At 51.9% G+C, this 18,970-nt stretch carries 17 protein-coding genes; 16 read left to right on the plus strand and 1 reads right to left on the minus strand.

Annotation, left to right across the window (positions count from 1 at the left end):
- Nucleotides 1-16 precede the first annotated feature (16 nt).
- Nucleotides 17-1,366: a hemolysin family protein gene (locus L1N82_RS10385; protein ID WP_235287296.1), complete on the plus strand. Its 1,350-nt coding sequence runs from the start codon at nt 17-19 to the stop codon at nt 1,364-1,366.
- A 144-nt stretch (nt 1,367-1,510) separates the two neighbouring features.
- On the opposite strand, the gene mnmA is transcribed toward L1N82_RS10385, so the two are convergent.
- Nucleotides 1,511-2,683: a tRNA 2-thiouridine(34) synthase MnmA gene (gene mnmA / locus L1N82_RS10390; RefSeq protein ID WP_328284466.1), complete on the minus strand. Its 1,173-nt coding sequence runs from the start codon at nt 2,681-2,683 to the stop codon at nt 1,511-1,513.
- 287 nt (nt 2,684-2,970) lie between these two features.
- Here mnmA and cymR point away from each other — a divergent pair, with 287 nt between their 5' ends.
- From cymR to L1N82_RS10465, 15 genes are all read left to right on the plus strand, one after another.
- Nucleotides 2,971-3,390 (plus strand): cysteine metabolism transcriptional regulator CymR, encoded by a 420-nt coding sequence (gene cymR / locus L1N82_RS10395; RefSeq protein ID WP_235287298.1) that lies wholly within the window; start codon nt 2,971-2,973, stop codon nt 3,388-3,390.
- Nucleotides 3,391-3,413: 23 nt separating this feature from the next.
- On the plus strand, nt 3,414-4,568 hold the full coding sequence (locus tag L1N82_RS10400) for a cysteine desulfurase family protein (RefSeq protein WP_235287299.1): 1,155 nt from the start codon (nt 3,414-3,416) through the stop codon (nt 4,566-4,568).
- Nucleotides 4,569-4,583: 15 nt separating this feature from the next.
- Nucleotides 4,584-5,123 carry a PRC-barrel domain-containing protein gene (locus L1N82_RS23450; protein WP_235287300.1) on the plus strand — a complete coding sequence of 180 codons (540 nt, stop codon included), beginning with the start codon at nt 4,584-4,586 and terminating at the stop codon, nt 5,121-5,123.
- Nucleotides 5,124-5,137: 14 nt separating this feature from the next.
- Nucleotides 5,138-5,338 carry a hypothetical protein gene (locus tag L1N82_RS10410; RefSeq protein WP_111148530.1) on the plus strand — a complete coding sequence of 67 codons (201 nt, stop codon included), beginning with the start codon at nt 5,138-5,140 and terminating at the stop codon, nt 5,336-5,338.
- A gap of 168 nt (nt 5,339-5,506) precedes the next feature.
- Nucleotides 5,507-6,577 carry an AI-2E family transporter gene (locus tag L1N82_RS10415; RefSeq protein ID WP_235287301.1) on the plus strand — a complete coding sequence of 357 codons (1,071 nt, stop codon included), beginning with the start codon at nt 5,507-5,509 and terminating at the stop codon, nt 6,575-6,577.
- A 360-nt stretch (nt 6,578-6,937) separates the two neighbouring features.
- Nucleotides 6,938-9,574, plus strand: a complete 2,637-nt coding sequence (gene alaS / locus L1N82_RS10420; RefSeq protein ID WP_235287302.1) for an alanine--tRNA ligase — start codon at nt 6,938-6,940, stop codon at nt 9,572-9,574.
- Between the two features lie 46 nt (nt 9,575-9,620).
- On the plus strand, nt 9,621-9,881 hold the full coding sequence (locus L1N82_RS10425; RefSeq protein ID WP_235287303.1) for an IreB family regulatory phosphoprotein: 261 nt from the start codon (nt 9,621-9,623) through the stop codon (nt 9,879-9,881).
- Between the two features lie 35 nt (nt 9,882-9,916).
- The gene (gene ruvX, locus L1N82_RS10430; protein ID WP_235287304.1) at nt 9,917-10,333 is read left to right on the plus strand and encodes a Holliday junction resolvase RuvX; all 417 of its coding nucleotides are present in this window, start codon (nt 9,917-9,919) and stop codon (nt 10,331-10,333) included.
- An 8-nt stretch (nt 10,334-10,341) separates the two neighbouring features.
- Nucleotides 10,342-10,638 (plus strand): DUF1292 domain-containing protein, encoded by a 297-nt coding sequence (locus L1N82_RS10435; RefSeq protein WP_235287305.1) that lies wholly within the window; start codon nt 10,342-10,344, stop codon nt 10,636-10,638.
- Between the two features lie 3 nt (nt 10,639-10,641).
- Nucleotides 10,642-10,950, plus strand: coding sequence for a DUF1292 domain-containing protein (locus L1N82_RS10440; RefSeq protein ID WP_235287306.1), 309 nt, complete (start codon nt 10,642-10,644; stop codon nt 10,948-10,950).
- A 179-nt stretch (nt 10,951-11,129) separates the two neighbouring features.
- The gene (gene mltG, locus L1N82_RS10445) at nt 11,130-12,194 is read left to right on the plus strand and encodes an endolytic transglycosylase MltG (RefSeq protein WP_407946740.1); all 1,065 of its coding nucleotides are present in this window, start codon (nt 11,130-11,132) and stop codon (nt 12,192-12,194) included.
- Nucleotides 12,187-13,146 carry a peptidase U32 family protein gene (locus L1N82_RS10450; RefSeq protein ID WP_235287307.1) on the plus strand — a complete coding sequence of 320 codons (960 nt, stop codon included), beginning with the start codon at nt 12,187-12,189 and terminating at the stop codon, nt 13,144-13,146. The genes mltG and L1N82_RS10450 overlap by 8 nt, the downstream gene beginning before the upstream one ends.
- Before the next feature lie 60 nt (nt 13,147-13,206).
- A complete protein-coding gene (locus L1N82_RS10455; RefSeq protein WP_235287308.1) occupies nt 13,207-14,469 on the plus strand; it encodes a peptidase U32 family protein in 1,263 nt (420 codons plus the stop codon).
- 191 nt (nt 14,470-14,660) lie between these two features.
- Nucleotides 14,661-16,955: a methyl-accepting chemotaxis protein gene (locus L1N82_RS10460; RefSeq protein ID WP_235287309.1), complete on the plus strand. Its 2,295-nt coding sequence runs from the start codon at nt 14,661-14,663 to the stop codon at nt 16,953-16,955.
- A 159-nt stretch (nt 16,956-17,114) separates the two neighbouring features.
- The gene (locus L1N82_RS10465; protein ID WP_235287310.1) at nt 17,115-18,968 is read left to right on the plus strand and encodes a peptidoglycan D,D-transpeptidase FtsI family protein; all 1,854 of its coding nucleotides are present in this window, start codon (nt 17,115-17,117) and stop codon (nt 18,966-18,968) included.
- Nucleotides 18,969-18,970 lie beyond the last annotated feature (2 nt).

The following is an 18,970-nucleotide window of genomic DNA, read 5'->3' on the forward strand; positions in this document are numbered from 1 at the left end:
CGGAGACAGGGAATCGTTGAACAGCGACCCGTTACCCATATTTTTGAGCTTGATCTTGATTTTGTTACTTGTATTTTTGAACGGCTTTTTTGTAGCGGCTGAGTTCGCCATGGTAAAGGTGAGAGGCAGCCGGATTGACTCCTTGATGCTTGAAGGCCACAGCAGGGCCAAATATGCGGTGCAGGTGACGAATAACCTGGACGCCTATCTGTCCGTCTGTCAGCTTGGTATCACGCTGGCTTCGCTTGGACTGGGATGGCTGGGTGAACCGGCAATCGCAAGAATTATTGAGCCTTGGCTGGTGGAGCTTGGGGTCGGAAATGCAGTAGTCGTTCATACGATTGCATTTATTATTGCTTTTTCGCTGATTACTTTCATGCACATCGTACTTGGCGAATTGGCACCTAAGACGCTTGCAATCCGAAAATCGGAGGGCATTACGCTGCTGACCGCGTGGCCGCTGATTATTTTTCACAAAATCATGTATCCGTTCATCTGGTTTCTTAATGGAACCGCCAACGCGTTGTTGAAGCTGTTTGGCATAGCACCCGCATCTGAGCATGAATCCGCTCATACGGAGGAAGAAATCCGGATATTGATGAAGGAGAGCCATAAGAGCGGGTTGATTGACAACACGGAGCTTACCCTCGTGGACAATATCTTTGATTTCGCGGATACAACTGCGAAGGAGATTATGATCCCACGGACGGAAATGAATTGTCTGTACGCTAACCTCTCCTTTGAGGAGAATCAGAAGTTTGCGCTGCAGGAAATGCATACCCGTTACCCGGTTTGCGAACAGGATAAAGACAACATTATCGGTTTCGTCCATATAAAAGATCTGCTCAAAGTCAGCGCCCAGAAGCTGACCAACATCCGTCAGATTACAAGACCGATTACGACGGTGCCTGAATCGATACAGATCAGTACACTGCTTAAGCTTATGCAGAAGAAAAAGACGCAAATTGCCATCCTCATTGATGAGTACGGCGGAACCTCCGGTCTTGTAACACTTGAGGATATTATGGAAGAGATTGTCGGTGAGATCCAGGATGAGTTTGACGAGGAACGTCCGGATCTTGAGCAGCGTGACGGGCGGACCTATTCCATCAACGGTTTAATGCTGATTGAAGAGGTGAACAGCTACTTTGGCCTTGAGATCGAGAGCGATGATTATGATACGATCGGCGGCTGGATTTATGCGCAGGTGGAAATCCCGCCGAAGAAGGGGCAGAGCGTTTACTATCGCGATACCCATGAGTTTAAGATTGAGGAAACGGATCATCTCCGTATCTCCCGAATTACTGTGAAGCTTCTGGATTCACTGGACAGCGAGGAACCGCTGCTTCAATCGGAGACAGGATAGCAAATGCCAAAAGAAGGCTGTCAGCGGTCTAATGACCAAGCTGGCAGCCTTTTTTGCAATGTTTGATTACCGGACTATGTTTTACTGTGATAAACGGCTAGAATAAGCCAAGCCCTGCAATCGTTAGACTGCAGGGCCTGTCTCTTATTGCGTTATAACGGTGCTGCCGGCTGTTCCTTCGAAGCTGGCCGGGTCAACCTTATGAACCCGGTCGATGGTCCCGCCGCCAAGGCATATCTCGCCATCGTAGAATACGACGGCTTGGCCTGGCGTAACAGCCTTCTGCGGCTTGTCAAATATGACCTCCGCTGTCCCGTCTCCGCTAATGCTGACCTTAACGCCTTGGTCAGGCTGTCTGTAACGGAATTTAGCCGTACAACGGAAGGAGCCCTCCGGTTTGGAAGGAGCGATCCAATTGACGCCCGCAGCTGTAAGGCCCTCGGAATACAGAACAGGATGGTTCTCGCCCTGTACGACGATCAGCTCGTTGCGCTCGAGATTCTTATCTGCAACAAACCAAGGCTCTCCAGTGCCTGAGCCGCCGATGCCAAGACCCTGACGCTGCCCGAGGGTGTAATACATTAGCCCGTCATGGCGTCCTTTAATATCGCCTGTCCGGACATCGATCATGCTGCCCGGCTTGGCCGGGAGGTAGTTGCTCAGGAACTCCTTAAAGTTGCGTTCCCCGATAAAGCAGACGCCAGTGCTGTCCTTCTTCTTGGCTGTAGCAAGTCCCGCTTCCTCAGCAATACGGCGGACCTCCGGCTTCGGCAGGTGGCCGATCGGGAACATCGCCTTCGACAGCTGCTCCTGGGACAGTGCATGCAGGAAGTAGGTCTGGTCCTTGCCGGCATCCACACCCCGAAGCAGACGGACACCGCTGCCGGAACGCTCTACACGAGCGTAATGTCCGGTTGCCAGGTAGTCAGCTCCAAGGCTTAGCGCTTTCTTCAGGAAGTCGCCGAACTTAATCTCACGGTTGCACATTACATCGGGGTTAGGTGTGCGCCCGCGCTTATATTCATCAAGGAAGTAGCTGAATACTTTATCATAATACGCTTCCTCGAAATTAACCGTATAGTAAGGAATGCCGATTTGATCGCACACACGGCGCACGTCCTCTGCGTCCTCTTCAGCCGTGCAGTGCCCGAATTCATCGGTGTCATCCCAGTTTTTCATGAAAATGCCGATCACATCATAGCCCTGCTGCTTGAGCAGAAGTGCGGTTACCGAGGAATCGACGCCGCCCGACATGCCCACGACTACGCGTGTTTCGCTGTTGCTCTTCTGTGTCATTACATTCACCGCCTGACATATAGCCTGATATGCAACCAAAACAGTGTTCTGGCCGTCTTAACATTGTACCACATCCCGCAATATGTTTTCATACTATGTTATACGGACCGAAGCCATTGAGCAGCATGCCAGAGGACATGAGTCGAACGAATTAATTTACAGAGCCGACACGTTTTTTAACGCAAACTTAAGCTGATATGTTAACATAGAACTGTTATGGGAATACCATGTTTTACTTTAGGTAGATACTACAGGTACAGGTCCATTTGACGGACCGGTGCCGTTCGGACGGAAGAGGTGCGCTTAATTTGAAAATCTCAACGAAGGGCCGTTACGGTCTAACGATAATGATGGAGCTAGCTGCAAAGTTTGGCGAGGGTCCGCTTTCTCTCAAAAGTATTGCGGAACGGAATCAGTTGTCGGAACATTATCTCGAGCAGCTGGTTGCGCCGCTGCGGAACGCAGGCATGGTCAAGAGCATTAGAGGCGCCTATGGCGGTTATGTGCTGTCCAAAGAGCCTGAGAATGTGACAGCCGGCGATATTATCCGGATCCTGGAAGGGCCGATTTCACCAGTCGATTTTACGGAAGAGGATGATCCGGCCAAGCGGGATTTGTGGCTGCGGATCAGAGACAGTATTGCAAGTGTGCTTGATTCGACCACGCTGGCTGACCTGATCGCCTTCAAGGATGAGAGTGAAATAGACAGCTATATGTTCTACATTTAATGAATGACTGAGGAATGATACTGATGAGAACCTTTTATCTGGATCATGCGGCCACGACACCAATGCATCCGCAGGTTGTGGAAGTAATGATGGATATTTTGCAGGGACAGCCGGGAAATGCATCCAGCATACACGCTTACGGCCGTGCCGCAAGGCAGCGGCTTAACAAGGCAAGAGACATGATAGCGGAGGCGATCGGCTGCAAGCCTTCCGAGCTGATTTTCACTTCGGGAGGTACGGAAAGCGACAACACTGCTCTGATGGGCGGGGCGGCCGCCATGCTGAAGAAGGGCCGGAATCATATCATTACTTCCGCAATCGAGCATTATGCCGTACTGCATGCCTGTGAGGCGCTTGCGGAGCGGGGGTTTGAGGTAACGGTTCTGCCTGTTGACCCAGAGGGAAACGTTTCTCTGGATGAGCTGAGGGAGGCCCTACGCCCTGAAACAGCTCTTGTCAGCATCATGTGGGGGAACAATGAGGTAGGCACAATGCAGCCGGTCGGACAGATCGGCGAGCTGGTCCGCAGCCATGGCGCCTTATACCATATAGATGCCGTGCAGGCGCTGGGTGCAGTACCAATCCGGCTGTCAGAGCTCGCGGCAGATTTCGTATCCTTCTCGGCACATAAGATTAACGGGCCTCATGGCACAGGCGCATTGTACATAGCAGCAGGAACGCCCTTTGAGCCTTCCGTCTTCGGCGGAGCGCAGGAGCGCAAACGGCGCGCGGGAACCGAGAATATTGCCGGTATCGCTGGTTTTGCCGAGGCTGTCCGTCTCTCAGCCTCAGATTTACATAACAAAGCTGCCGGTACGGCAGCGCTCCGTGATCGGTTCGAGCAGCAGATGAAGGCCGCGCTTGGCGAGGACTTCGCTGTGATCAACGGCAGCTTGGACAACCGCCTGCCCCACATCACTAATATCAGCCTGATCGGGACGGATACGGAGACGATGCTGATGAATCTGGATATGGAAGGCATAGCAGCGGCAAGCGGATCGGCCTGTACCTCAGGTTCGCTCGAGCGCTCACATGTTCTGAAGGCAATGGGCCTTCCGGAGGATCGGCTGATGTCAGCCGTACGTTTCAGCTTCGGTTTGGGGAATACTATGGAAGAAGTGGAGACAGCGGTGGGTAAAATTGCAACCGTTGTGAAGCGAATCCGTAGTAATTCTTAGGGGGCTTGCAACACAGTGATCAAGCTTCAGAATGTGCTCAGGCTGCCAGTTATCGAAGTCGGTACAGGTGACCAGATTGGCAAGGTGATGGATCTGTGGTTCGATGAGCACTGGGTTGCCTCAGGACTGATTATACAATCAAGCAGATGGTGGCTGACTACCTACTATACTGCTGTTCTTTGGGATAATGTACAAGCCTGCGGCAGCGATGCAGTGATGATTAAGGACAGGAATGACGTACAGCGTCTCCGTGCCACAGAGATCGGCCGTACTTTCCAGACTGGCGTAATCAAGCTCCGGGATATGGCGGTCGTCACCGAGAAGGGCAACCAGCTTGGACATGTATCAGATGTTTATTTTAGGAAAGAAATGGGTACACCAATAGTAGGTTTTGAATTGTCAGATGGTTTTGTCTCGGACTTGATGGAAGGACGGAAGTGGTTGAAAATACCTGCTGATCCTGACGAAGTCACTTTGGGAGAGGATGTCATTATCGTCCCGGCCCGCTGCGAGAAAGACCTGGAGGCAATCGTGGCTTCTGAAACGGGAAAATAGGGAGATATGCTTTTATGATGAGATGCCCCAACTGCAACTCGAAGGATATCGGAAAAATAGGCTCGCACCAATTTTATTGCTGGGGCTGCTTCATAGAACTGACAGTTAACGGAGAGAAGATGTCTGTATTCCAGGTAGAGGAAGACGGAACACTCAGCTCTCTGGACGATCTGTTTTTTGAAGATCAGCCTGTCCATCACATTCATGCTACATAAGAGCGCAATACGCGCATGGAGGATCTAAGGCAGCCGCTCAGGCTGCCTTTTTTTTGGCGTCTATCCGATTATCCCCTTAGCTGCCGGCATGAAAAAGGATGAATTGTCCACCTTGTACATATAATGATGGTACAGGTTCAGATTGACGCAGTGCAGAGGGGGGATAGAGTGGATAAATGGTCAAACAGCCGCCTGTTTTATGGACTTGTTCTTGTTATTCTGGGACTCACGGCATTGCTTCTGCTGCTTCAGCTGAAGCCGGTGATTGTAGTGGTATACAGTTTTTTGAAAACAGTACTTGCCCCCTTCCTCATTGCGATGATCATCTCTTATGTGCTTAATCCGATTGTCTGTATGCTAGCCGAGCGGAAAATGCCCCGCTCCGTTGCCGTACTATTGATCTATGCGGTCTTCTGTGCGGCGCTTACGGTTCTGCTGCTGAATCTCATTCCGATGTTTGTGGAGCAGCTTGAGGCGCTTAATAAGCATGCTCCGGAGCTGACGATGCGGGCACAGACGTTTATCAACGATTTAAATAACAACTCCTTTCTGCCCGAGAGTATCCGCTCAGGGATTAATAACTCAATCTACGAGCTTGAAAAGCGGATGTCGGAAGCGGTTATCTCCTTCGTAAATAATATCGGCGCCATGATAAATGTCGTGTTTGTGGCTTTTATCATACCGTTTCTAGCGTTCTACATCCTGAAGGACTTCGCGGTCTTTGAGCGTACGGTAATCGCTTATGTGCCCAGTGCACACAGACAGAGTGCCGTACGGCTGTTCAAGGATATTGATGAGGCGCTCGGCAGTTACATTCGCGGGCAGTTCATTGTCTGTGTGCTGGTCGGCATCCTGGCCTATCTAGGCTATTGGCTCTCCGGTCTGCCATATCCGCTGCTGCTGGCCGGGGTGGTCATGGTTACCAACGTCATTCCGTACCTGGGGCCATTCCTGGGAGCGGCGCCCGCGCTGGTGGTTGCTTCGACCATTTCGTTGAAAATGATGCTGCTTGTCGTAATCGTGAATACCGCTTGCCAGGTGATTGAGAGCAATGTGATTTCACCGCAGGTCGTTGGCCGGACCCTTCATATGCATCCTCTTACAATAATATTTGCCCTGCTGGTGGGCGGAGAAATAGCGGGGCTTGTCGGGCTAATTCTGGCAGTGCCGATCTTTGCGGCTCTTAAGGTAATTCTGCAGCATCTGTTCGCCTATTACGTGCGCCGTAAGACCATTTGACAGGTTTCGCCGCCTTCGCTATACTTTTCATTGAATATGCCAGTTGTAACCGTATACCGTATACCGGATAAAGCAATGATGAAACATAAGTAAACCGGAGCCCGCCAGCAGAGAGGGGATTCCGGCAGATGTCCTACCATTAGGCCTGCCGGCTGTGAGAATCCCTGGTGAACAGGACGGTTGAAAGCTCGTTTCAGAGCGTGAGCGAACCTCACCGGATAAGACCCGTTACCGTCTTTAGTGAAGGAGATCGGCTGTTGTTTTAGGACCGATAACCAGGGTGGTACCGCGAACACAATTCGTCCCTGCATCATGCAAGGGCGTTTTTTATTTTTTTATAACCATTGGGGGTAACCAGTCATGAAAGCAAGTGAAATCCGTTCCAAGTGGCTCGCCTTCTTCGAAAGCAAAGGCCACAATATCGAGCCGAGCGCTCCGCTCGTGCCGCATAACGATCCAACCCTTCTATGGATTAATGCGGGTATGGCGCCGCTGAAGCCCTATTTTGACGGCCGGGTGAAGCCGGACAACCCGCGGATTGCCAATTCCCAAAAATGTATCCGCACAAATGACATTGAGAATGTCGGCAAGACGCGGCGCCACCATACGTTCTTCGAGATGCTCGGCAACTTCTCCATCGGAGACTATTTCAAGGAAGAGACGATTACCTGGGCCTGGGAGTTCCTGACGAGTCCGCAGTGGATCGGCTTTGATCCGAACCGGCTTTCGGTTACCGTCCATCCGGAGGATGAGGAAGCATTCGAGTTCTGGAACAAGAAGATTGGTCTGCCTGCTGAGCGTATCATTAAGCTGGAGGATAATTTCTGGGATATCGGCGAAGGACCTTGCGGCCCTTGTACGGAAATTTTCTATGACCGCGGAGAAAAATACGGAGATCTTGCTGATCCGGAATGCTACCCGGGGGGAGAGAACGAACGCTTCCTGGAGGTTTGGAACCTTGTCTTCTCGCAGTACAACCATAACAAGGACGGCAGCTATACGCCGCTGCCGAATAAGAATATTGACACCGGGGCAGGACTGGAACGGTTTGCTTCCATTCTGCAGGATGTTGAATCTAACTTTGATACGGACTTGTTCATGCCGATCATTGAAGAAACCTGCCGGATTGCAGGCGTGAGCTACAAGCAGCAGACAGAAGCCGATATCGCGCTGAAGGTCATCGCGGATCATATCCGTACCGTTGTATTCTCGGTTGGCGACGGCGTGCTTCCTTCCAATGAAGGCCGCGGCTATGTGATCCGCAGACTGCTGCGCCGTGCAGTTCGCTATGGCAAGAAGCTTGGAGTAGACCGGCCGTTCCTCTTCAGCCTGACCAAGGTGGTAGGGGATGTAATGGGTGTCTATTATCCTGAGGTGGTGGACAAGCGTGAGTTTATCGAGCGCGTGATCCGCACCGAAGAGGAGCGTTTCCATGAGACGCTGTCTGATGGGCTTGCTATATTGTCCAGTCTGGTAGAGTCCGCAAGGGAATCAGGCCGCCTAGTAATTGGCGGTGACGATGCATTCAAGCTTTACGATACGTACGGGTTTCCATTTGACCTGACCGAGGATTATGCTGACGAGCATAACATGACCGTTGACCGGGAAGGCTTTGATGCAGCTATGCAGTCACAGCGTGAGCGTGCACGCTCTGCACGCCAGGACTCCGGCAGTATGAAGGTACAGGGCGGACCGTTGGCGGACCTGACGGAAGCAAGTGAGTTTATCGGATACGACCGTCTTGTGGCAGAAGCCAAGGTAGTGGCGATTATCGCGGATGACCAGCTGGTAGATATCGCTGGTGAAGGAACAGAATGTCTGGTGATTCTGGACAAGACACCGTTCTATGCTGAGAGCGGAGGCCAAATTAGCGATCTTGGTACGCTTACAGGCGGCAGCGTGCGTGCTGAAGTGACCGATGTATCCAAAGCTCCGCACGGCCAGCATGTGCATTATGTTCGGGTAGAATCCGGCTCGCTGCGTACGGGTGACACGGTTAAGGCCGAGGTAACCCGCGAAAAACGCGATGATATTATAAAGAACCATACAGCGACCCATCTGCTGCACAAAGCGCTGAAGGAGGTTCTTGGCGAGCATGTGAACCAGGCGGGCTCGTTGGTTGAGGCGGAGCGGCTGCGGTTCGACTTCTCCCATTTCGGCAGTATCACATCCGAGGAGTTAGCGGATATCGAGCGCCGGGTGAATGAACAAATTTGGGCCGGGACACCGCTCACTATTGAGTGGAAGGAAATCGGAGAAGCCAAGGCAATGGGTGCAATGGCGCTCTTCGGTGAGAAGTATGGGGATACCGTCCGTGTCGTTCAGGTTGGCGACTACAGCATTGAGCTGTGCGGCGGCTGCCATGTCACGAATACAGCCCAAATCGGGTTGTTCAAGCTGGTTGGCGAGAGCGGTATTGGCTCGGGCGTACGCCGGATTGAAGCCGTAACGGGCCGTCATGCGTATACGTATATGGATGGACAGCTGGAGCTGCTGAAGCAGGCGGCGGGCATGCTGAAGTCGAATGTGGCTGACGTACCCAAACGGCTTGATGCACTGTTCGGCCAGGTGAAAGAGCTGTCAAGGGAGAATGAGTCGCTTCAGGCGAAGCTGTCCCGGATTGAAGCGGGATCTCTGGAGCAGCAGGCCAAGCAGCTGGGTGAAGTGAAGTTTCTCGCGGCAGCGGTTAATGCGGGCAGTATGGATGCACTGCGCGGTATCGCTGACGAGCTGAAGCCTAAGCTTGGCGGGCAGGCCGTGCTGGTGCTGGGTGCCGTGCAGGATGAGAAGGTCAATTTCGTAGTGAGCGTGTCGGAAGACCTGGTGAAGAAGGGCTATCACGCCGGCAAGCTGATCAAGCAGATTGCGGCACGCTGCGGAGGCGGAGGCGGCGGCCGTCCGGATATGGCCCAGGCAGGGGGCAAGGACCCGTCGAAGCTGGAAGAAGCGCTAGCGCTTGCAGAGGAACTGGTTCTTGCAGAGGCAAATGTGATATAGTGGAAATATGACAACGGTTTTACCCTGAAAGGTAGGTGCGCTGGCGATGAGTTCCATGGACAAAACAATGAAGTTCAATGTGAAGGCAGAGGAGATGGAATCTTCTTCAGAGGAGATTTTGCTGTCGGTCTACGATGCTCTGGTGGAGAAGGAATACAATCCGATTAACCAGATTGTCGGCTATCTTCTGTCTGGGGATCCGGCTTACATTCCCCGCCACAACAACGCCAGAAGCCTGATCCGCAAGATGGAAAGAGATGAATTAATCGAAGAGCTCGTTCGCTCTTATCTGCGTCAGCACAGGTAAGGTTAGCGGACACATGGAAAAGGGGCCGGCAGTACATGCGTGTTATGGGGCTGGATTACGGCGACCGTAGAATAGGTGTTGCTGTAAGCGACGCATTCCGGTGGACCGCACAGGGTCTTGGCGTTGTAGCAAAACGCCATGATAGTGGTGAGCTGGAGGAAATCGCCGGCTTGGTTAAGGAACACGAGGTCAGTGAAATCGTTGTCGGTCTGCCGAAGAACATGAACGGGACGATCGGGCCGCGTGGCGAAATTTGCATCGCATTTGCGCAATCCTTGCGCGAGAAACTAAACTTACCTGTTCACCTATGGGATGAACGGCTGACTACGGTATCCGCGGAGCGAACCCTGCTTGAGGCGGACATCAGCCGCAAGAAGAGGAAGCAAGTGGTGGACAAAATGGCGGCAGCGCTCATTTTGCAAAATTTTCTTGACTCTAATACGAAAAGGTGAGGGTAACGATGACAAAGGACGACATGCAGTTTGAAGAACCGGAAATCATATATATTCCGGATGAAGAAGGTAACGAGGAAGAATTCGAAGTCGTGATGAAGTTCGAGGTTGATGGCTCAGACGAGAAGTATATGATGGTCGTGCCGCTCAGCAGCGAAGATGAAGAGACCGATGAGGTGTACGCTTTCCGCTATGAGGAAGACGGCGATGATCTCAAGCTCTACACGATTGATGATGAAGAAGAATGGAATATGGTCGAAGAGACCTTCAATACGCTGATTGGCGAAATGGAAGAGAGCGATTAAACGATGGCTGACCAAGGATTCTCTAGTACCGTCCAGCGGCTTGCACGTTTGAAGGAAGCGTTCGGCAATGAGCTGGAGCTTGTGTCCGAGGATGGCAGCACCGAACCGTTTCGTATATTGGCTGAGTATCGTATCGGAGCAGAAGCCTATGCAGCTCTTCAGACACCTGCCATGCGGAAAGAGGACGAGATCGCCTTCTTCAAGGTCGCGGAACAGCCGGGCGGGGAGCTGAGTCTGGAATCGATTGATGATGAAGACGAATGGGAGTCCGCTGCAGAGGCTTACGACGAGCTGTTATTTGAACAGGAGTAACAGTCTGGAATGTGAGTTAACAGGGTGTATATGGATTGCAGAAGGGGCGGGATATCCCGTCCCTTACCCTATTGTCAGTATGTTGAGGAGTGAAATATTGCATGGCAGAACCGTATACAACGGGAGGGCATACGGGGCGGGAGGATATGAGTCCGCCCAGTTCCAAAAGCCGGATCACCATGTGGGTGGTGCTGACTCTGCTGGGGCTCATGCTGGCCGGAGCAGGAAGCATCGCCTTGTTTGTGTGGAATGGACTTCGTCCGGCTCCAGACGGTGAACCGGTCCAGTTCGAAATACCGAGCGGCTCTTCCCCGTTTAAGGTAGCGGAAATTTTGGAGAAACAGGGTATTATCCGCAATGCTTTTATCTTCAAGTATTATCTGCGCTATGAAGGCGAGGGTTCCCGCTTTCAGGCCGGTACGTATGAAATGGCACCAGGCACATCGCTGCAGGCGGTTATCAAGCAGTTGAATAATGGGGATACAGTTAAGCCGCCGACCTTTCGTTTTACGATTCCTGAAGGCTTCACGGTGCTGCAGATTGCAGACAAGCTTAGTGCTGAGGGACTGGTGGATCGCGAGAAATTCCTGCGGCTGGCTGAGCAGCCAGAGCTGTTTGACCAGTCAGGTGCGATTAAGCATATACCCGTAAATAACGGACAGCTTCGTCATAAGCTCGAGGGATATTTATTCCCTGAGACCTATGAGCTGGTTAAGGAGAGCGGGGAGCAGGACATTTTGCAGCGTATGCTGCATGAGCTGGACCGCAAATTGGACAACCTGCCCGATGATTGGCAGGAACAGCTGGATAAGCTTGGCATTTCATTCCATGATATGATGACCATTGCCTCGCTCATTGAACGAGAGGTAGTGGTTGATGAGGAACGCAAGCTGGTAGCAGGCGTGATCTACAACCGGATTGAGGACAATATGCGGCTGCAGATTGATGCGACCGTCCAATATATGCTGGATAAACCGAAGGAAAGACTGTATGAGAAGGATTTGAAGGTGGAAAGTCCTTATAATACGTACCAGATTGACGGCATACCGCCTGGGCCGATTGCAAGTCCGAGTCTGGAATCCATTGAGGCGGCGCTTTATCCAGAGGATACGCCATATTATTATTATGTGACGAAGAAAGACGGGACTTATGCACATTTGTTCGCCGAGAGCTATAATGAACACAGAAAGAACATTGAGATAAGCAAAAGGACAGCGAAGGAAGGAGCGGCAGACAATGGATAATGGATACAGGCCGGAGCTGCTTGTCATGCCTTCCTCTCTGGAGGAAATGCGGCTGCTGGGCGCTGCCGGAGCTAATGCGTTCACGGTTGGCGAGGCCCGCTATGGCATGCGGCTTGCAGGTGAGTTCGATTTGAAAGCTGTGCAGCATGCGGCAGAATATACACGGGCAAATAATTTCAAGCTCTATGCAGCTGTCAACAATCTTATTGATAACGAAACACTGCCCGATCTTCCGGCTTATATTCGCGGATTAGCGGAAGCCGGTGTAGATGCGGTCATCTTCGGGGACCCGGCCGTTCTGATGACGGTTCGTTCCGAAGCGCCGCAGCTGGAGCTGCATTGGAATGCCGAAATGACCTCGACCAACTATGCCACAGCCAATTACTGGGGACGGCGCGGAGCGCACCGGGTTGTACTGGCCCGTGAACTGAACATGGAACAGGTTATTGAGGTCAAGCAGCATACAGAGCTTCAGGTAGAGGTTCAGGTGCATGGGATGACGAACATCTATCATAGTAAGCGCAGTCTGCTTCACAGCTACCTGGACCACCAAGCCAAATCGGGTATCGAATCGGAATTGAAGGAAGAGCCGGGAAGCTTCGGTCAAACAGGAGGTCTGTTCCTGGTGGAAACCGAGCGTCCGGAAGAACGTTATCCCATCTATGAGGACAGCAATGGTACGCATATCATGAGCTCGGACGATATCTGTATGCTGGAGAACCTGCATGAATTGCTTGAGGCAGGCATTGATTCCTTTAAAATCGAAGGCATTCTAAAGACACCAGCCTATAATGAAACGGTCGTACGTGCTTACCGTTACGTTATCGATAAGTATTTAAAAGACCCGGCGGGCTATCAGTTCCAGGACGAATGGCTGGAGCCGATCCGGGAGATACAGGACCCCAAGCGAGAGCTGTCCTTCGGATTTTTCTATAAAGAGCAAGTGTATTAATAATGGCGCTGCAGCATGCAGTCCCCATGAACCATAACATGCACAGGAGGTGTGGAGAACATGACAACCATGACTAAACCCCGTTATACAGGCAAACGGCACCGCTTGGACAAGCCGGAGCTGCTGGCGCCTGCAGGCAGTCTGGAGAAGCTGAAATTCGCTGTGCATTACGGCGCTGACGCTGTATATATCGGGGGACAAAAATACGGGCTCCGCTCCAACGCCGGCAACTTCAGCTTTGAGGAGATGAAGGAAGGCGTGGAATTTGCTAACCGGTATGGCGCAAAGGTATTCGTAGCGACGAATATCTATGCCCATAACGAGGATATTGAAGGCCTTGAGCAGTATTTAAAGGAGCTTGAGAATGCGGGAATTGCAGCCATTATCGCGGCTGATCCGGCCATTATTGAGACCGCTCAGCGGGTAGCGCCAAAGCTGGAAGTTCATTTGAGCACTCAGCAGTCTACACTGAACTGGCAGGCTGTGAAGTTCTGGAAGGACGAGGGTCTGCCAAGGGTCGTGCTTGCCCGCGAAACCAGCGTGGAGGAAATTGCCGAAATTAAGGCCCATGTTGATATCGAGATAGAAGCATTTATCCACGGCGCGATGTGTTCCTCCTTCTCTGGAAGATGTGTGCTGTCTAATCATTTTACGGATCGCGATTCTAACCGCGGCGGATGCTGTCAGTCCTGCCGGTGGAAGTATGATCTGTTTGTTGACGAAGATGCACCGGCTTTCCAAGAGCAGGATGACAAGTTTACGATGGGCTCGAAGGACCTCTGCATGATCGAACACCTTCCCGATCTTATTGAGGTTGGTATTGACAGCTTCAAGATTGAGGGCCGGATGAAGAGCCTGCACTATGTCGCTACTGTCGTTAACGTATACCGACAAGCGATTGACGCTTATTTTGCCGACCCGGAGGGCTATGAGCTCAAGCAGGAATGGCTGGATGAAATTCATAAGGCTGCCAACCGTCCGCTTAACACCGGGTTCTTCTTCGATACACCGGGCTCAGAGGATCATATTTATGAGCCGGAAGACAAGCCGGCACCCTATGATTTTGCCGGTGTGGTGATGGCGTACGATGAGGTGAAAGGTGAGGCTTTAGTCCAGCAGAGGAACCACTTTAAGCCTGGCCAGGAGGTCGAGTTCGTTGGGCCGGAAGGCACCTTCTTTAAGCAAATCGTCGGCGCGATTACGGATGAAGAGGGCAACGAACTGGACGCTGCACGTCATCCGCTGCAGTTGATCCGGATGCGGGTAGAGCAGCCGGTTAAGGCGATGGATATGATGCGGAAGCGGACAGGGAAGAGCAAGTAATCAAGGGATTTGTGCATAGAAGATGTGAAGAGATTTCTACTTTAGGTAGAAATCTCTTTTTTTATGCAAAAGATCTAACAATTCTACAAAATTCGACCGATACTAGAGATAGAGGTATAGGTATTTTAAGGAAAGGAATAAGGTATGGAGACAGTCGATTATCAACATTCTACCCGGGTGGTGTCTAAGTTATGAAGTTCAAGGGGTTCAAGAAACAGGATAAGACAGGCTTGACCGATTCGCAGGGCAAACAGAGTAAACCGGAAAGACCGCAGAAGGGGAAAACCGGGAGTCAAAACGGAGGAAGCAGATTGGCCAGCTTGCTCCCGTCACCTGCCAAACGTCAGTTCCTGATGGACAAGTTGAAAACGCAGTCAATTGTTTTAGGGAAGCGTACAAGGAAGCTGTCCGCTTGGATGTGGGAGCAGACTAAAGCTCTTTTGTCGGCAGGGGTATCCAAGTCAGTCGGAACAAAGCTCTTCTTGATCATTTTCTCCGGTATCCTTATTTGCGTGCTTACAGTAGGGCTTTTCTCGTACTCGCGGTCAAAAGCGATTATTGAGAATAAGGTAGCGGGCATGAGCGAAGAAACCATCATACAGACAGCCGGTAAACTGGATCTCATGTTCCAAAACTATGAGTCTATGTCTATGCAGCTCGTTGTCGATACCGAATTTCAGAATGCAGCACGCGACCTGTTAGCGGAAGATGAAGACGATTTCACCCGCTTTTCGCTGATACAGGAACTGGATACAAAGTTTCAAGGCTTCTTGAACTCCAACGGCAAGATGCTGTTCGGCAGTGCACTGATTCCGCTCACAGACGGTCTCAGCATCATGAACGGGGGCGGCACTCAGCTTACAGACGTTGGTGTGATGCAGACAGATTGGTATGAAAAGGCGTTAGAAGCTAACGGCAAGACGTATTGGATTCCGACTCAGCCAAACGGGCTGAGCGGTAATAACAGTACACCGTCGATCGGATTGGCTCGTGTGATTAAATCCATGGCCAGTAGTGCGCCTTTGTATTTGCTTGTGATGGAAATTGATTATGACATAATCGAGGCGCAGGTTGCAGACATATCCCTTGGCGAAGACAGCATGCTGAATATCATTGATGACAGCGGGAATGTAGTTCTTGGACCCAATGGTGAGGCATTAGCCCAGCCATTCGATATGGACTTAAGCTCATATGCGGAGGAGTCCGGTGCACTCCGAACTGAACGGGGAGACGGTAAAACGGTGCTCGCCGTCTACGATACTTTCAGCACGATGCCTTGGCGTGTTGTCGGATCCATACCGGTGGATTCCCTTGTGGAAGATGCCAAACAAATAAGGAATCTGACCTGGATTATCGCCGCAGCCGCGGTGTTGATAGCCATCGGAATCGGGTTCCTCGTGATCCGGATGATCGCAGTTCCGCTCAGCCAGCTTCGCAACCTGATGAATGAAGGCGAGAAGGGCAATCTGGCTGTCCGTTCGGATATCCGCAAGGAGGATGAAATTGGACAGCTGGCGCAAAGCTTTAACAAGATGATGGAGCAGATTACACTTCTGGTTGATCAGACGAATTCATCGGCTAAGGAAGTGCTGAGCACAGCAGGCGATCTGACGGATGCCTCCCGGAAAACAGCGGTAGCGGCGAAGGAAATTGCCGTTGCTACGGAGGAAATCGCCAACGGCGCTTCCAGCTTGGCGGTTGAAGCCGAGCGGGGAAGTGATATTACCGATAGCATGGCAAGCCGTATGCGAAAGGTAACCGATGCGAATACGGAGATGGGGGCCGCTGCTGCAGAAGTCGAGCGTGCCAGTGAGAAAGGTACCCAGTATATGGGTGAGCTGATCCAAAAGACGGGTACAACCGAGGAAATGACACGCAGCATGGTGGAGAAGGTGGACAAGCTCAAGGACAGCACAAGCTCTATCCGTAAAATTCTTGATGTGCTGAATAATCTGACGAAGCAGACCAACATTCTCTCGCTGAACGCCACAATCGAGGCAGCGCGGGCCGGAGCAGCAGGCCGCGGTTTTATGGTGGTGGCAGACGAGATCCGCAAGCTGGCTGACCAGTCGCGGCAATCTATTGATGTTGTCGGCCAGATAACGGAGACGATTCAAACAGAAATTGAGGACACAGTTTCCGTCCTTTCGGAGGCTTATCCGCTGTTCCAGGAGCAGATCCAGTCTGTAAAGGAAGCGAATGAGATCTTCTTGTCTGTTCAAAACCAGATGGGCGGCTTTGCAGGCCAGCTGCAGGCTGTTACAGCATCAATCACGGAGCTGAATGAAACACAATCTGTTCTGACAGAAGCAATGGGTAATGTCAGCGCGGTTGCCGAGCAATCGTCTGCAACCTCTGAGGAGGTGGCTTCCCTCAGTAACGAACAGCTTGGGATAAGCGAAAGGCTTGTTGAGCTGTCCAATAAGCTGGAGGAAGTGTCCAATAAGCTTCAAAGTTCGCTCTCACGGTTCCAGACCGGGGGTTAAAGAGGCAAGTTAACAAGGGCATATATTGGCAGGCTGTCTTTCATGGAGTGAATAAACCCATGGAAGACAGCCTGTTTTCTTGTCTGTCATGGATGGATTTTCTGCCGGATGGTGAAACTGGTAACGAACGTTCCATTTTTTATATAGGGAGGTATTAGCTTGAACGGTGACAGGAATCAAGGCTTTACAAAGGCGGGCCGGGCCCGGCGGATAGGTTTGCTGACCGTTCTGATTAGCTTGGTCTATCTACTCTACATTGCTAGGCTTGCTGTTATCCAGAGCGGGCTATGGCCTGCTTATGGTTCGGTTCTTACGGAGCATGCTGTCAGGCAGCGGCAGGAAGGAATCGTTCTAGATTCCGGCCGGGGCCGGATTACAGACAGGAATGGTACGGTGCTGGCGGGCCAACAGATTTATGCGCTGGCTGCATTTCCTGATGGGTCTGACAGGGAAATTGACGGAGGTGCTTCATCCAAGCTGGCTAAGCTTGCCGAGCTGCTGCATACCGATATAGGAACACTATCAGGCTGGCTTGCTGCAATCAAGGAGCCGGAGCTGTGGCATAAGCCGGGAATGCGGACCCCGGCAGCGCTATCTGAAGAGCTCGTTAAAGATATAAAGGCATTAAATGTTAAGGGAATACTTGTTGTTCCCTATTCTATCCGCTATGACGAATCACGGCCAGGCATCCACGCCATTGGATACATAAGCCAGAATCCTGAACAGATTGCAGAGCTGTATGCTTCTGAGCTGGCCTCAGGGAAGATTAAGCTGTCCGACCGGGTTGGCGGGGAAGGGCTGGAACGTTCACTGGACAAGCTCCTGAGAGGCATAGGGCCGACTGTTCTATACCGTTCCCAGATTCATGAGCCTGCTGGATCCGCGAGCAGGGAGATACGCTTGAAGCAGCCGGATAATCCCTTCTATCCGCTTGAGGTTACCACAACACTTGATCTTGAGCTGCAGCAGCTGATTGAAGAGTACGCGGAACGAGCAGGGCTTAAGGAGGGCGCAGTTGTTGTCCTGGAAGCTGACAGCGCCGATATTGCGGCTATCGTGTCAAAGCCAGAATTCAATCCTTATCACATTATGGAAGGCGGCAGGGAGACGGTTAACCATGCCTTGCAGCCAGTGGCGCCTGGATCGGTATTCAAGCTTGTAACCGCAGCAGCTGCGCTGGAGTCTGGTGTGATAGAACCTAAGGAGACATTCCGCTGTAACGGCGAATATGGCCGGTACGGATTATCCTGCTGGCTGCCTGGAGGGCATGGGGAACTAACTCTGACCGAGGCGCTTGCCCAGTCCTGCAATGTTGCTTTCGCTGCTCTGTCAGAGCGGTTAAGCGCAGGGAAGCTGTCTGCTGCCGCCCGGCAGCTCGGGCTAGGGCGGCGGATTGGCTGGTACTCGGAGAAAGGGAATGGTGTGCTGAAGGGTCCGCTGCGCCCGCTTGCGGAAGAGGCGGAGGGACGTATCTTTGCTTCAGAAGCAGAGACTTCTGCAGACAGCGGCATTGTAGCCCAGACTGCCATCGGCCAGAGGGATGCCGCTGTTACACCATTACAGGCCGCCAATCTTGTAGTCAGCCTTCTGCAGGGCGGCAGGGTGCTGGCGCCAAGGCTTGTCAAGGAGATCCGTTATGCCAACGGGCAAACGATGATGAGCTTTCCGCTACAAGATTCCCCCTCTCCGGCAGGCCGGATTAGTGCTTCTACCGCCTCCACTCTCCTGAAGGGAATGGAAGCTGTCATGGACCATGGAACAGGAAGGACGATCGGGCAGGCCGGAAGCTGGCGATTGGCCGGCAAATCCGGTACGGCTCAGGCCTATTTGAACGGTAAAGAGGTTAATCACCAGTGGTTTGCGGGATACGGGCCAATCCATAGTCCGCGTTATGCGATAGCGGTACTGGCGAAGAGTCGCCCTAAGAACAGTGCTAATCAGGCAGCGCAAATCTTCCATGGTGTTATGAAGGTGATTGCCGACCAAGAGAAGAAGCTGCCCCGACGCTCTTAAGA

This window comes from Paenibacillus tarimensis (assembly GCF_021532315.1).
GTDB lineage: Bacteria > Bacillota > Bacilli > Paenibacillales > Paenibacillaceae > Paenibacillus_I > Paenibacillus_I tarimensis.